The organism is Salipaludibacillus aurantiacus (assembly GCF_900111295.1).
Classification (GTDB): Bacteria; Bacillota; Bacilli; order Bacillales; family Salisediminibacteriaceae; genus Salipaludibacillus; species Salipaludibacillus aurantiacus.
The window spans coordinates 85,341-99,564 of record NZ_FOGT01000005.1 but is presented as its reverse complement, the minus strand read 5'-3'; the positions used below and the strand labels follow the sequence as shown (position 1 = coordinate 99,564).

12 protein-coding genes and 2 tRNA genes are annotated in these 14,224 nt (G+C 41.3%); 2 read left to right on the top strand and 12 right to left on the bottom strand.

What is annotated here, in order from left to right; all coding sequences use genetic code 11:
* The first annotated feature begins 58 nt into the window (after positions 1-58).
* Positions 59-544 (top strand): LiaI-LiaF-like domain-containing protein, encoded by a 486-nt coding sequence (locus tag BMW59_RS07565; RefSeq protein ID WP_093049721.1) that lies wholly within the window; start codon positions 59-61, stop codon positions 542-544.
* A gap of 618 nt (positions 545-1,162) precedes the next feature.
* Here BMW59_RS07565 and BMW59_RS07560 read toward each other — a convergent pair.
* The 9 genes from BMW59_RS07560 to BMW59_RS07520 all read right to left on the bottom strand — a co-directional run bounded on the left by BMW59_RS07560 (position 1,163) and on the right by BMW59_RS07520 (position 12,728).
* The gene (locus tag BMW59_RS07560) at positions 1,163-1,894 is read right to left on the bottom strand and encodes an amino acid ABC transporter ATP-binding protein (RefSeq protein ID WP_281244238.1); all 732 of its coding nucleotides are present in this window, start codon (positions 1,892-1,894) and stop codon (positions 1,163-1,165) included.
* A gap of 10 nt (positions 1,895-1,904) precedes the next feature.
* Positions 1,905-2,585, bottom strand: coding sequence for an amino acid ABC transporter permease (locus BMW59_RS07555; protein ID WP_245732995.1), 681 nt, complete (start codon positions 2,583-2,585; stop codon positions 1,905-1,907).
* 82 nt (positions 2,586-2,667) lie between these two features.
* Entirely contained in the window at positions 2,668-3,483 is an 816-nt protein-coding gene (locus BMW59_RS07550; protein ID WP_245732993.1) for a transporter substrate-binding domain-containing protein, read from the bottom strand.
* A 177-nt stretch (positions 3,484-3,660) separates the two neighbouring features.
* Positions 3,661-4,284 carry a ribosome biogenesis GTP-binding protein YihA/YsxC gene (gene yihA, locus BMW59_RS07545; RefSeq protein WP_093049716.1) on the bottom strand — a complete coding sequence of 208 codons (624 nt, stop codon included), beginning with the start codon at positions 4,282-4,284 and terminating at the stop codon, positions 3,661-3,663.
* On the bottom strand, positions 4,284-6,605 hold the full coding sequence (gene lon, locus BMW59_RS07540; protein WP_093049714.1) for an endopeptidase La: 2,322 nt from the start codon (positions 6,603-6,605) through the stop codon (positions 4,284-4,286). Before lon ends, yihA begins: the two co-directional genes overlap by 1 nt.
* 167 nt (positions 6,606-6,772) lie before the next feature.
* Complete coding sequence (gene lonB / locus BMW59_RS07535; RefSeq protein WP_093049711.1) at positions 6,773-8,458, bottom strand: ATP-dependent protease LonB; 1,686 nt, start codon at positions 8,456-8,458, stop codon at positions 6,773-6,775.
* Between the two features lie 144 nt (positions 8,459-8,602).
* Positions 8,603-9,874, bottom strand: coding sequence for an ATP-dependent protease ATP-binding subunit ClpX (clpX, locus tag BMW59_RS07530; protein WP_093049708.1), 1,272 nt, complete (start codon positions 9,872-9,874; stop codon positions 8,603-8,605).
* A gap of 352 nt (positions 9,875-10,226) precedes the next feature.
* Entirely contained in the window at positions 10,227-11,519 is a 1,293-nt protein-coding gene (tig, locus tag BMW59_RS07525) for a trigger factor (RefSeq protein WP_093049704.1), read from the bottom strand.
* A 150-nt stretch (positions 11,520-11,669) separates the two neighbouring features.
* On the bottom strand, positions 11,670-12,728 hold the full coding sequence (locus BMW59_RS07520) for a tetratricopeptide repeat protein (RefSeq protein WP_093049701.1): 1,059 nt from the start codon (positions 12,726-12,728) through the stop codon (positions 11,670-11,672).
* Positions 12,729-12,913: 185 nt separating this feature from the next.
* On the opposite strand from BMW59_RS07520, the gene BMW59_RS07515 reads away from it, so the two are divergent.
* Entirely contained in the window at positions 12,914-13,330 is a 417-nt protein-coding gene (locus tag BMW59_RS07515; RefSeq protein ID WP_093049698.1) for a hypothetical protein, read from the top strand.
* Between the two features lie 54 nt (positions 13,331-13,384).
* Here BMW59_RS07515 and BMW59_RS07510 read toward each other — a convergent pair.
* The 3 genes from BMW59_RS07510 to BMW59_RS07500 all read right to left on the bottom strand — a co-directional run bounded on the left by BMW59_RS07510 (position 13,385) and on the right by BMW59_RS07500 (position 14,220).
* Positions 13,385-13,461: transfer RNA gene (locus BMW59_RS07510), tRNA-Arg, on the bottom strand.
* A gap of 88 nt (positions 13,462-13,549) precedes the next feature.
* Positions 13,550-13,623, bottom strand: a tRNA-Gly gene (locus BMW59_RS07505).
* A gap of 81 nt (positions 13,624-13,704) precedes the next feature.
* The gene (locus BMW59_RS07500; RefSeq protein ID WP_093049695.1) at positions 13,705-14,220 is read right to left on the bottom strand and encodes a metallophosphoesterase family protein; all 516 of its coding nucleotides are present in this window, start codon (positions 14,218-14,220) and stop codon (positions 13,705-13,707) included.
* Positions 14,221-14,224: the final 4 nt, after the last annotated feature.

The window sequence follows — 14,224 nt, the reverse complement described above, 5'->3', positions numbered from 1 at the left end:
CCAATTCCCTTTTTTTTACTCATCTATCTGCTAATTTACAGAAGGAGCGATATTCAGTATGAAATCAAACCAAGCGTTACCCGGAATTATTCTGATAGCCACTGGCATCTTTTTTTTGACCCGGCAATTTAATTTTACTTTTCCTTACGGTAACTTGTTATTTCAATGGCCCTCAATATTGATTATTATCGGATTTGTTTTATCCTGGCAGGGCTTTTCTAACCGTGATGACCATAAAATGTTCTCAGGAATCGTCCTTTTAGGCTTAGGCGTTTTGTTTCACGGCATTTATTCATTTAATTACTGGACTTATGAGTGGCCATATTTCACCCTTATTATCGCATTGGCCTTTTTATTGAAATACGCTGTGAACAAACGTGATGGAGCCGGTCCAGGAATTATATTACTGATCATTTCAGCAGCAGCTCTGTTTTATTCTACTATTACAGAGTGGGCTTATTCTCTGCACTCGAGTGTTGAAACAATATGGCCCGGCTTGCTGATCCTTATAGGTGTTTATCTGCTCTTTTTCAGAAAACGTTAACTGATTAACTTAAGTTTACAAGGTTACTCCATAAAAGAAAGTGAGATTTATCACTTTCTTTTTGAATAAAGTTTGAAGTTATACTTCTCTTTTTTAATCTGCCGGTCTATCCCCTTACCCGGGAGCTTGTCTTTATTTATCAACAGCTTATGCTTTGAAGATCCAATTCAACGCAGCTTCAGGCTGAGTTATGTTTAGCTAGTCAGGCAGTATAAACCTCCCTACTACTTACGGTGAACAAAGGCGAGGACACCCAGAGGATCGGCGCAGTCTGAAAATCCACTTTCCCGAAGCAGTACTTCGGGAAAGTTAGTTGAAGACAAGCCCTCGGGTAAAGAAAACACAGTGAACTTCCACACGGATGTGGTGACTTTGGCGTTTTCACAGGACGTGAAGGGGTTAGCCGAAGCTCCTAATGACCTATGCTGCACTTATGCCTGTGGTGTAAGCCTTCGCCGGGAGTGAACAACAGTTTAAAAGTACAAGCCGCTGGGCAAGCGCCCGCCTGGAGGACTAAAATTACCTTTTTTAAAAAACAAAACTCCGGGCAAATATCGAAAACTATTTGTCCGGAGTTCTTTTTACCTTTTGTCTCAGTATTAATTGTTTCATCCTACATTACAGAACTTTGCTTAGAAACTCCTTAGTCCGCTCTTCTTTAGGATTGTTAAATAAATCTTTCGAGAGGCCTCTTTCCACTATTTTCCCATCATGCATATAAACAGTATAGTCTGCCACTTCTTTAGCAAATCCCATTTCATGGGTGACGATAATCATCGTCATTCCCTCTTTAGCTAAATCTTTCATAGTTTCAAGCACTTCACCTACAAGTTCAGGATCAAGCGCTGATGTAGGTTCGTCAAACAGCATAATATCCGGTTTCATAGCCAGAGCACGTGCGATAGCGACACGCTGTTTTTGTCCCCCGGAAAGTTTAGAAGGATAGACATCGAACTTATCAGCCAGCCCTACTTTTTCAAGCAATTCTTTTCCTTCTTTAACCGCGGTTACCTTATTTGTCTTCTTTACCATGAGGGGAGCTTCAATTACATTTTCAAGAACTGTTTTATGAGGAAATAAATTAAAATGCTGGAAAACCATACCTACTTTCTGTCGGACTTGGTTTAAATTATGCGTTTTAGGATCTATTTCCTCTCCGTCAAAAATAATCTTTCCGTTGTCCCTGATTTCCAGGAAGTTGAGACAGCGGAGCAAGGTACTTTTACCTGATCCGCTCGCCCCCACTAAACAGAGCACGTCACTCTCATTAACTGTCAAATCTATATCTTTCAATACATGCAAATCACCAAAAGACTTATTTAACTTTTCAACACGAATCATTTCTTTCATATTGCTCCTCCTATTTCTCACTCTTGGCCATCCTCTGTTCCACCGCGTTAACTATCACGGTGAATATCATTACCAGCAGTAAATAGTATATACCAACTATAATAAAGGTTTCCATAGTATTTAATGTTCCAGCGGCAATTCCCTGGGCTGTCCTGAACAATTCATCTACTGCAACGAAAGCAGCCAGTGATGAATCTTTTAAACCAATAATAAACTGGTTTCCCAGCGGAGGTACTGCTCTTCGCATAGCTTGAGGCATAACGATTCGCCGCATTGTCATAATTCCTGACATGCCTAATGAGCGGCCGGCTTCAGTTTGTCCTTTATCGATAGACTGAGTGGCGCCACGGAAAATTTCGGCAATATAAGCAGAATTGTGTACAGCCAAGGCCAAAGCAGCTGACCAGAATGCGGAAAGCATAATGATCTGGGAAAAACCGTAAAATAAAGCAAATATCTGAACAATCAGCGGGGTCCCCCGGATGATAGTAATATAAGTTCCCGCAATGATCCTGAATATCTTCAGCGGGGAAAGTTTTAATAAGGCAAAAAGAATGCCAATCACTGTACCTATCAAAACAGAAGCTATTGTCAGCTGAATTGTTACAAGGCCGGCTTCAATGAAAAAAGGATAAGTCCGCTGAAGTTCACTAATAAACGTGCCAAAGTCAAATACACTTCCTACTATCACATCATTCACCTCAAATAGAGAATCACATGTACACTCTGCTATGCACATGTGATTCGTGTTTTGTCATTAAAGTCGGTAACTGTTATTCCTGGCTGATATCCTCATCAAAATATTTTTCACTGATTTCTAAATATGTTCCGTCTTCCTTAATAGCAGCAAGCGCCTCGTTAATTGCCTCCAGTAAATCTTCGTTGCCTTTTTTAACAGCTATACCCATTTGATCTACGTCGATCAGGTCTCCGGCCATTTCCAGGTTAAGACCTTGCTCTTCAATATTTATAAGACCGATCAGACGGTCTGTCACAACGGCATCATGCCTGCCCTGATCAAGAGACTGAAGAGCAACCACATCTGAGTCATAAGTGGATACATCTGTCGTATAATCTGCAATCATGTCTTCGTAAGTAGTAGCGAGCGCTACTGCCACATTCGTATCCTCTGTAATATCGTCTATAGAAGCTATGTCGCTATCCGGTCTCACATAAACTTGCGCGCCTGAGATATAGTAAGGGTCTGAGAAGTCAACCGTCTCTTGTCTTTCTTCTGTAATACCCATACTTCCGATAATCGCGTCGTATCGTTCATCCTGAAGGCCCGGGATGATGCCTGAGAAGGAAATACGGTAAGGTTCACCTTCATATCCGAGTTCTTCAGCAATAGCCATGCCAATATCGACGTCGAACCCGGTTAGTTCACCATTCTCATCGACATAACTGAATGGCCTGTATTCCCCTGACAAGGCATAAACAAATGTTTCACCGTCTAAAGTCAGATCGGCCTGTCCATCACTTGAATTCTCTCCTTGTGCCTGATCATTTCCATCGCCACATGCTGAAATAACTAATATAGTTCCCGCAGCAATCATGACAGGCAAAATTTTTTTCTTAAAGCAGTTCATAATTCTTCCCCCTTTTAAATACTTATTCTTTTAATAATTTTAATAATTTTCTGACAAATAAACTTATATTACTATCATATTGAAAGTCCCCTATTAAATCAATATATAAATAAAATAAAAAACTCAGAAGAGAAGGGAATTGTTCCCATTCTTTCTGAGTTTTCACCTGAAGGTCTTTTACTCCCCGGAGTCTTGTTTTATTTCACGGGTTTCTTTGGAATATAGCAATTTCGTCATTTCCTTCCAGGCCCGGTCTTTTCCATAAGCCGTTTCTGAAGAGAAAAGCATGACCGGATCTTCCTCTTCTGCCTGAAGGACATCCTTTATTTGCTGAATATGTTTGGACCATTTTCCTTTAGGAACCTTGTCCGCTTTAGTGGCTATAATCAATACAGGCAATTGGTGAAATTTAAGCCAGTCATACATCATAACATCATCTTCAGTCGGCTTATGGCGGGCATCGATCAGCTGCACAACTCCCTTTAACTGTTCCCTTTTCTGAAAGTAGGCTTCCATAACCCGGCCCCATGCTTCCCTTTCTTTTTTGGAAACTTTCGCATAGCCGTATCCTGGTACGTCTACAAAGTGAAACCGGTCATTAATAAAGTAAAAGTTAAGTGTTTGTGTTTTTCCCGGTCTCTGACTTGTTCTTGCAAGTCCTTTTCTCGAGAGTACTGTATTAATAAACGAAGATTTTCCCACATTCGAACGGCCGGAAAGCGCCAGTTCAGGGAAAACGCCCCCGGGAAACTGGTGCTCTTTAGCCGCGCTTATGATTAATTCTGCATTTGCTATTTTCATTACTTCTCCCCTGCCAATGCATGCTTGAGGACGTCATCCAAATGAGATACCGGGATAAATGTAAGGTCTTCTCTCACACTTTTCGGAATATCTTCAAGATCTTTTTCATTATCCTTCGGCATGATAATATGCGTTAATCCGGCACGGTGGGCACTCATTGACTTTTCTTTTAAACCGCCAATTGGAAGCACTCGTCCTCTTAAAGTGATTTCCCCGGTCATCCCAACTTCCCGCTTTACAGGACGGTTTGTCAAAGCAGAGATGAGTGCTGTGGCCATTGTAATCCCTGCAGAAGGACCATCTTTAGGAACTGCGCCTTCCGGTACATGAATATGAATATCATTCTTTTCATTGAACCCGGGGTCAATAGATAATTCTTTAGATTTAGAACGGATATAACTGAAGGCTGCCTGAGCAGACTCCTTCATCACATCGCCCAGCTTTCCAGTTAAGGTTAACTTACCTTTACCGGGAGAAACAGACACCTCTATAGTTAACGTGTCCCCTCCTGCTGCTGTGTAAGCGAGACCGGTAGCCGCTCCTATCTGGTCCTCTGATTCGGCTTTTCCATATCTGAACTTTGGTTTTCCAAGCATGCTTTCAATTGTATTTTCCGTTACAACGACTTTTTTCTTCTCATTCGAAACAATCATTTTGGCCGCTTTACGGCATATGGTTGCCATTTGGCGTTCCAGGTTCCTTACACCGGCTTCGCGGGTATAATAACGGATTACTTTAAGCAAAGCATCGTCTCTGACCTGAATTTTACCTTTGGACAAACCATGCTCTTTAACTTGTTTTGGCAGCAAATATCCTTTTGCAATTTCCAGTTTTTCCACTTCGGTATAACCTGGAATATGAATAACTTCCATCCTGTCTTTTAACGGGGCTGGAATTGCTCCAATGTTATTCGCCGTAGTTACAAACATGACTTTAGATAAATCATAAGGCTCTTCAATGAAGTGGTCACTGAAAGTATTATTCTGTTCAGGATCCAGCACTTCGAGAAGCGCTGCTGACGGATCTCCCCTGAAGTCATTAGCCATTTTATCGACTTCATCCAGTAAAAACACCGGGTTGATACTTCCTGCTTTTTTCATACCTTGTATGATACGGCCCGGCATTGAACCGACATAAGTCCGGCGATGGCCCCTGATTTCAGCTTCATCCCTTACGCCGCCGAGAGACATACGAACAAAATTCCGGTCAAGTGATCGTGCAATCGACCTGGCTAATGAGGTTTTCCCGACTCCGGGAGGCCCCGCCAGACAAAGAATAGGCCCCTTAAGCTCTTGAGTCAGCTGCTGAACAGCTAAGTACTCAAGGACACGCTCTTTTACCTTTTCCAATCCATAATGGTCTTCATCAAGAATCTTTTCAGAACGGTGAATATCAAGCAGGTCTTCTGTTTCTTCGTTCCACGGAATCTGCACAAGCCATTCAATATAATTCCTGATTACGGAGCTTTCTGCTGAACTGGCAGGCATTTTTTCATAACGGCTCATTTCCTTATAAGCCTTTTCCTCAACGGATTCAGGCATATTGGCCTTGGCTATTTTTTCTTTCAGCTCTTCTATTTCGCCTTCTTTGCCTTCACGGTCGCCAAGTTCCTTTTGGATGGCTTTCATCTGCTCACGTAAATAGTACTCTTTCTGTGTTTTTTCCATGGATTTTTTAACACGCTGGCCGATTTTTTTCTCGAGACCGAGTACTTCTTTTTCATTGCTTAACACTTTTAAGATCTGGCCTAACCGGTCTTTAACCGAGATTGTTTCTAAAATTTGCTGCTTTTGTACAATTTTAAGCGGTAGATGGGAAGCTACGATATCCGCCAGCCTGCCTGGCTCAATAATATCGGATACAGAAGCAAGGGTTTCCTGGGATATTTTTTTTGATAACTGAATATACTGTTCGAACTGTTCCAGGACATTTCTCATCAGAGCTTGTTCTTCTACAGTCGCTTCCTGGCGTTCTTCAACAAGTTCAACTTCTACTTCCGCATACTCCTCTTTATCCGTATAATCCTCTATTTGTCCCCGTTGCAGACCTTCTACGAGTACACGAATCGTTCCATTAGGAAGCTTCAGCATCTGGTTGACTTTAGCCAGCGTCCCAACGGTATAAATATCGCTTTGATCGGGCTCATCGGTTGAAATCTCCCGCTGAGTGGTAAGGAATATTTCATGATCATCAACCATGGCCTTTTCTAGAGCTTGAACAGATTTTTTCCTTCCTACATCCAGGTGAAGGACCATAGTCGGATAGACAAGCAAACCCCTCAGTGGAAGTAATGGAATGCTTCTTCGTACATTTTCACTCATATGTAACACCTCCGTTTAGTAGATTTTTTAGACAGATAAATACTTTATTTATCAGACCTTACCGGTTACGTTCTGTGAACAAACTCAACGATAAACCAGTGAGCCAAAAACGACGTCATCCCATAGGATCACGTCTTGGGGCTTACCATAATGATTCTTGTTCAATTTTATCCTATTGTGCCTTCTTTGTCTAACAATGAAAAAGAACTTAGCACTGCTTCATGCTTTTCATCCTTATTAATGTCTTTTACCTTTAATACTTTGTCAAAAACCTGTTTTAAATTTTCCACCGGGTAAACGTCTATCCCTTCGATATTCTTTAATAACGACTGAAAATTATCTTTTGGAATAAGAGCAGTGACTGCACCTGCTTGTTTTGCCGCCTCTACTTTAGCCATCACTCCGCCTACCGGAAGAACATCGCCGTGGATCCCCAGCTCTCCTGTTATAGTCACTGTATGGGAAACAGGCAATTGGAAAATTGCTGAATAAATAGCTGTAGCAATCGCTGTACCCGCTGAAGGGCCGTCAATAGGCGTACCGCCTGGAAAATTCACATGTAAATCATAATCATGTGTTCTGACACCCATTTTTCTTAAAACCGTTAAAACGTTCTCAACTGAACTTCTTGCCATACTCTTTCGTTTAACTGTTCTCATTTGATCGCCGGTGCTTTCTTCATCGGCAATTCCTGTTACAATAAGACTTCCGTTATTTATCTTCTCTATCGCAGTCACTTCAATATCCAGCACTATACCCGCTCCAGGCCCCATAACAGCCAGACCATTAACAAACCCTATTTTGTCCACAGGAATAATCTTTTTTTCCATTCTCGGCGACTGCTGGCTGGCATGAATGACATATTCCAAATCTGAAGATGTCAGTGTCAGTCTTCCTTCATTCATTGCAATACCGGCTGATAACTGCACCATATTAACTGCTTCCCGTCCGTTTGTTGCATAATTGGCTACCCAGTCAAACACGTCTTCTTCCACGTCCATTTTTAATTTCTTAACTGCTTTTCTCGCTACAGTTTTTACTTCTTCCCGGGTAAGCCCTCTGAAATAAACTTCAACACACCGTGAACGGATGGCAGGCGGTATTTCTTCAGGTCTCCTTGTGGTAGCTGCTATTAAACGGAAGTCTGCCGGAAGACCCCGGCTGAAAATGTCATGGATGTGCTCTGGAATTTGCTCGTTCTCCTCGTGATAGTAGGCGCTTTCCAAATAAACTTTTCTTTCTTCAAGTACTTTTAACAGCTTATTAATCTGGATAGAATGTAATTCCCCAATTTCATCGATAAATAAAATACCGCCGTGAGCTTTTGTTACTGCTCCAGGTTTCGGCTGCGGAATTCCCGCCTGCCCCATGGCCCCGGCCCCCTGGTAAATAGGGTCATGAACAGATCCTATAAGCGGATCAGCTATACCTCTTTCGTCAAACCTGGCAGTAGCTCCATCCAGTTCTACAAAAACAGCATCAGACTGGAACGGTGAGCGGTCATTATTTTTTGCTTCTTCCAGTACAAGCCTGGCTGCTGCTGTTTTTCCTACTCCGGGTGGACCGTAAATAATAACATGCTGAGGGTTAGATCCGCATATAGCAGCCTTAAGAGACTTAATTCCGTAGCTCTGGCCGACAATTCCCTGAAAGGATTGCGGACGGACTCTTTCTGATAATGGTTCGCTTAGTTTTATCTGACGAAGCCGTTTTAACTGCTGCATTTCTTTTCTCGACTCTTTATCTAAAGAAACCTTCTGAGTGCGCTGGTTTTTTAATAAGTTCCAAAAATAGAGACCAATTATAACACCAAATAAAAGTTGAATTAGCACTGCTGCTCCTGAAAAAGTCATGTTTATATCCTCCTGATGGTCGTTTGTTCCCTTTAGTGTTTCCGAAGACCATTCAGTTAAACTTAATTTCGGCAGGAGGCAGAAATTAGCATCGGCAAAACAAAACGCCCCCTTTAATAGAAAAAGGAGGCGTTTGTCTGATAATTAAGCACTTTCTTTAGGCTCTTTCTGATCTTTAATTTCTTCACCGTCATCAGAAAGAAGTGTAGGGCGCTTTTTATCTCTGACTGTTTCATCAGTAATAATGCACTTAGCAATATCTTCACGGGATGGCAATTCATACATCACATCAAGCATCATGGACTCAATAATTGACCTTAAACCACGAGCTCCTGTTTTACGTTCAATAGCCTGGTTTGCTACTTCACGAAGGGCGCCATCGGTAAATTCAAGCTCTACTTCATCAAGATCCAATAGCTTCTGGTATTGTTTGATTAGAGCGTTCTTAGGCTTTGTCAAGATTTCAACTAAAGCCGCCTCATCCAAATGTTCAAGGCTGGCAATTACAGGAAGTCTTCCGATAAATTCCGGAATAAGCCCGTATCTCAATAAATCTTCAGGTAAGATCTTCGATAAATACTGGTGTTCCTGTAAATCATCCTGTTCAGTCTCTGAACCGAACCCTATTACCTTTTTACCCAGACGGCGTTTAATGATCTGATCAATTCCATCAAATGCTCCGCCGCAAATGAACAGAACATTAGTCGTATCAATCTGGATGAATTCCTGATGCGGGTGTTTACGTCCTCCCTGAGGCGGCACACTGGCAGTTGTACCTTCAAGAATTTTCAAAAGAGCCTGCTGAACCCCTTCCCCGGATACATCACGGGTAATAGACGGGTTTTCAGATTTTCTGGCAACTTTATCAATTTCATCAATGTAGATAATACCGCGTTCTGCCTTTTCAACATCATAATCGGCAGCCTGAATAAGTTTTAATAAAATATTTTCTACGTCTTCCCCTACGTAGCCGGCTTCGGTGAGGGATGTCGCATCGGCAATCGCAAACGGCACATTTAAAATTCGGGCTAATGTCTGAGCCAGTAAGGTTTTACCGCTTCCTGTCGGTCCTATAAGACATATATTACTCTTAGCGAGTTCTACTTCATCATTCTTGGAACTTGAATTCACCCGTTTGTAATGGTTATAAACGGCAACCGAGAGTGTCTTCTTTGCCTGATCCTGGCCGATAACATAATCGTTCAGGATTTCACGGATCTCCTGTGGTTTAGGAATATCTTCCATTTCCACTTCTTCTTCCGTTCCTAATTCTTCTTCCACGATCTCAGTGCAAAGTTCAATACACTCATCGCATATATAGACGCCCGGACCGGCAACTAATTTTCTTACTTGGTCCTGTGTTTTACCACAGAAAGAACACTTTAATTGTCCTTTTTCTTCGTTAAATTTGAACATTGTCTTCACCCCTTACGTTAAGATTAAACCATACAGAAAGGTCCAGGATAGTTCGGTCTCCTGAGGATTCTATGTTTACATTGTACGTCTTCATATCTTTTTTTAATCATAAAGATATTATAAAAACTTAAAGCAATGGAATTTCCAACTCATTCCTTCTTACTGAATTGTACCATAATTGGCTGAAATATGATAAGCAAAGCAGCAGCGGATTCCAGCTTTTTAATATAAGATATGGTTCGGTTTAGAATAAAGGAAGTTGAATTCTGTTGTCAACTTAAACGCCTTTAAATTTATGTATAAAACAAGGCACGATTGACTCGCGCCTTGCTATCGCCGTTCACGGCACTGATTAAATTTTCTTGCTGTTATCAACTAAGAAGTCAATAGCTTTACGCACTTTTAAGTCGCCTTTTAAGTTATCAGTTCCACCTTGCATATCAAGGATCTGTTTAATTTCATCGGCAGATCGCTGATACATTTCAGCCATTTGGTTAATTTCCTTTTCAACGTCTTCATCAGATGCCTCAAGGTTTTCAGTTTCCGCAATAGCTTCGAGAGTTAAGTTCATACGAACACGCTTTTTAGCATCATCCTGGAACTGCGCTTTCATACCTTCTTCATCAGTTTGCGCGAACTGGTAATACATATCCAGTGACATGCCTTGAGCCTGCAATCTTTGGCCAAACTCTTCAAGCATGCGGTTAACTTCTGTATCAACCATAGCTTCCGGAATTTCAATTTCGGTATTTTCAGAAGCTTTTTCTACAAGCGTATCTTTCATCGCCGTATCCGCTTCCTGCTTTTTCGCTTCTTCCAGCTTGGTGCGTACATCCTTCTTCAGGTCTTCAAAAGACTCAAGTTCTTCGTTTACATCTTTAGCGAACTCATCATCAAGCTCAGGAAGGTCTTTACGTTTAATATCGTGGACTTTCACTTCGAATTTTGCTGGTTTACCGGCAAGTTCCGCTGAATGATAATCTTCAGGGAATTCCACGTTAACTTCAGCTTCCTCTCCTGATTTGACTCCGACTAACTGATCTTCAAAACCAGGGATAAACTGGCCAGAGCCAATTTCTAATGAGTAATTTTCAGCTTTTCCGCCTTCAAATGGTTCTCCATCAACGAAGCCTTCAAAGTCAAAAACAACTGTATCGCCTTTTTCTACTTGTCCGTCTTCAACAGCAACAAGATCGGCATGTTTTTCCTGCATCTTTGTCAGTTCTTCGTCAACCTCTTCGTCTGTTACTTCGATGCTTTGGTCTTCAACCTCAAGGCCTTTATACTCGCCTAAGTTAACTTCAGGTTTGACTGTAACTGTAGCAGTGAACACCAGCGGTTTCCCTTTTTCCATTTCATCAATGTCAATGTCAGGACGGTCAACCGGCTCGATTCCAGACTCTTCAACCGCTTCGGAATAAGCTTGCGGAAGCAGAATGTCCAATGCATCCTGGTAAAGAGCTTCAACTCCGAAACGCTGTTCAAAAATCGGACGCGGCACACGGCCTTTACGGAATCCAGGCACGTTAACTTTCTTTACTACTTTTTTAAAGGCTTCATCAAGTGCGCTGTCAACTCGTTCACTGTTGACTTCTACTGTTAAAACACCGGAATTACCTTCTTTTTTTTCCCATTTTGCAGACATATATACTTTCCCTCCAACATAAAAAAAAATCGTTTTTATTCAGCATCTGTTTTTGCAACCCTTATATTATAACATACGGCCTATGCATTTCAATGATTTCGGGCGGATTCTAAGAAGAGCTGCTGAAATCCTTTATGTATTTCTTAAAAATTATGTATTCTTACTATCCATTGAAAAAAGAAGGGATTCAATTTTTTTAAGGTGATTGACCGCTTCCTTTGCTTCCAGATCAGAGACCTTGTATAAATTTTTTATCTCTTTAAAATCTGCTTCTCCTTCGAGGAGGTCTTTACCCATATAGTGGAGAGCGCAAGCCCATATATTTGCATCCAGCGGCTGCGGTGATTTAGGGTACAGGGCAAATAAATAATGCCACCAGACTTGCTGGATCATCTCAAACAAAGAAGGATTCTTCTGGGCAAGAGTTTCTTCAAGTCTCCTTACCACTCTTGTCCCGAATTTTTCATGAAACACATCTTCCAAATCCTGAATCCTGATTTTAAAATTTTCACCGAACTTATGTACTTCATATTCTTCCTGACTCTTCATCTCTTTCAGCGTCTGTAATAAATAACTTTTCAATACCGGATTGTTTTCTTCCCCTTTTAGAAAAGTTCTGTACGCATCTTCTACTTCTTGTGACTCATGCTGGCTCAACTGCTGAATGGCTCCCCATTGCTGGTCAGGGTTTCCTTTTTCAAGCGCCTGGATTAATTCCTCTGTTGACGGTCCTATTTCAAGTGACTCTTCATCAGAGACATCCGCATCAAACTCAATTTCTTCGAATCCATCTGTCATTTGCCGGGAGAATTCGAGGAGATGATAAAAAGATTCTGCCATTTTAGGAGGCAGTTTATCTTCTTCAATAACAACTTCCAGCAGATCAACCACTTCCTGGTAAGCACCCAACTGAACCAGAAGTGACACATAAACCTGAAGAACATCATAATACTCGCCAATTCCTTCGCGGAGCATCGACTCGCAATGTTTTTTTGCTTCCTCCAGCCGGTTTAACTCTATGTTGGTAATCACAAGTCCGTAACGGGCCTGGGGGTGTTCGTACTCCAGTTCAGTGGATTGCTTAAAGTATGTTAAAGCATCATAATATTTTTTCTCTTTTAAGGAGGCCATTCCTTTCTCCACCAGCCTGGGTACAAGGCCTGGAAAAAGGATCACATTATCATCGTGCCCGTTTGTCTGCTTCCCCATATTCGCTCACCACCTTTTAGAATGAATGCACTTTCCCACTTTCCATTAGTTTATCAATTAAGAAATGGAAAAACAAATAGAATTCAAATAAAAGTCATAATTTTAAAATAAATGTTTTTAATTAATAAAAAACGTTTATAAGAAGATAAAGACTACTTTATTTTATCCCGAAAGGAGGGTTTGCTATGCTAGAACTTGCTCTATTGACCTTAGCCGCCGTCATGGTAACTCTCATCAGCCTAAAACCCGCTCATCCAAAACGTCCTGCTTTTACGACCGTTAAAAAAACTGAACCAAGCGATCTCAACGGAAGCCAGCGATATATATACGACACTTTAATGGACCGAGGATATTACGTCACTTGCGGAATTAAAGAAAAAAATGTCTCTCTCCCGCTTGCACTTGTACCCTTTCGAATTGCTCTAATCGAACGGAAGCGCGGTTTCATGAAAAACATGACAGTGTCTTTGTACTTAAATTTAAAAGGCTGGCAAACTATTTTTTATTCAGACTCGATTAATGATCAGGATATGTCGGCGATACTTGAAAAAATCAAAGTCCATGATTTTAACGGCGAACGAGAAATGAAAAAAGTCCAGTAAATAATGAGTACAAAAAAGGTGCCTTAATTAAGGCACCTTTAGTTATTTATGTAATGGCGTCCCAGGAGAGATTCGAACTCCCGACCGACGGCTTAGAAGGCCGTTGCTCTATCCTGCTGAGCTACTGGGACATGATTATAGAGGCTGATTTTGATTCGCCGCTTAGTCTAACGTCTATTCATAAAAATTATCCAGCGGTATCTCAAGCAAATAAATTAATGGAGCGGGTGAAGGGAATCGAACCCTCGTCATCAGCTTGGAAGGCTGAGGTTTTACCACTAAACTACACCCGCAGAAATTGTAAATATTAATTATTATGTCAGGCCGCTCGTTAACAGCGACAATAATTAATATATACAATTCCAGATGAAAAGTCAACCGTTTTTGTGAAAAGTTTTACTTAAATCATCAATTTTTTTTCCTTCAAGAGAATAAAAATTTACACTTATCTCTTCCCCTTCTGTTTCCAGGAGCACATAAGTGCCGACGGGATACTGCCTTGGCAGCCTCATACTGCCGGGGTTTAATATAACAAGGTTCTTTTCCTGCACTGCTGCCGGGACATGCGTATGACCGTAGCACACGACCTCTGCTTGTGATTCTTCCCCTTTGTATATAAGGTTCATCTCAGTCATTTTTACATTTAATAAATGGCCGTGGCCAACAAAAAATGTCGTACCCTTTACCGTTTCTACGATTTCTTCCGGAAAATCAGATCCAAAATCACAATTACCCCTGACTGTATATACATTCTGCAAGGCCTCAGAGCTCTTTTCAAGCTCTGAATCTCCACAATGGAAGACAGCATCCACCTCTTCTTTATGTCTGTCAATAACTTCTTTTACTTCTTTTTCCCATCCGTGACTGTCACTCATAATTAATGCTTTCATACGT

Coding starts and splice junctions, on each gene's coding strand:
- BMW59_RS07565 (WP_093049721.1), top strand. CDS start 59: ATGAAATCAAACCAAGCGTTACCCGGAATTATTCTGATAGCCACTGGC.
- BMW59_RS07560 (WP_281244238.1), bottom strand. CDS start 1,894: ATGAAAGAAATGATTCGTGTTGAAAAGTTAAATAAGTCTTTTGGTGAT.
- BMW59_RS07550 (WP_245732993.1), bottom strand. CDS start 3,483: ATGAACTGCTTTAAGAAAAAAATTTTGCCTGTCATGATTGCTGCGGGA.
- yihA (WP_093049716.1), bottom strand. CDS start 4,284: ATGAAAATAGCAAATGCAGAATTAATCATAAGCGCGGCTAAAGAGCAC.
- lon (WP_093049714.1), bottom strand. CDS start 6,605: ATGAGTGAAAATGTACGAAGAAGCATTCCATTACTTCCACTGAGGGGT.
- lonB (WP_093049711.1), bottom strand. CDS start 8,458: ATGACTTTTTCAGGAGCAGCAGTGCTAATTCAACTTTTATTTGGTGTT.
- clpX (WP_093049708.1), bottom strand. CDS start 9,874: ATGTTCAAATTTAACGAAGAAAAAGGACAATTAAAGTGTTCTTTCTGT.
- tig (WP_093049704.1), bottom strand. CDS start 11,519: ATGTCTGCAAAATGGGAAAAAAAAGAAGGTAATTCCGGTGTTTTAACA.
- BMW59_RS07520 (WP_093049701.1), bottom strand. CDS start 12,728: ATGGGGAAGCAGACAAACGGGCACGATGATAATGTGATCCTTTTTCCA.
- BMW59_RS07515 (WP_093049698.1), top strand. CDS start 12,914: ATGCTAGAACTTGCTCTATTGACCTTAGCCGCCGTCATGGTAACTCTC.
- BMW59_RS07500 (WP_093049695.1), bottom strand. CDS start 14,220: ATGAAAGCATTAATTATGAGTGACAGTCACGGATGGGAAAAAGAAGTA.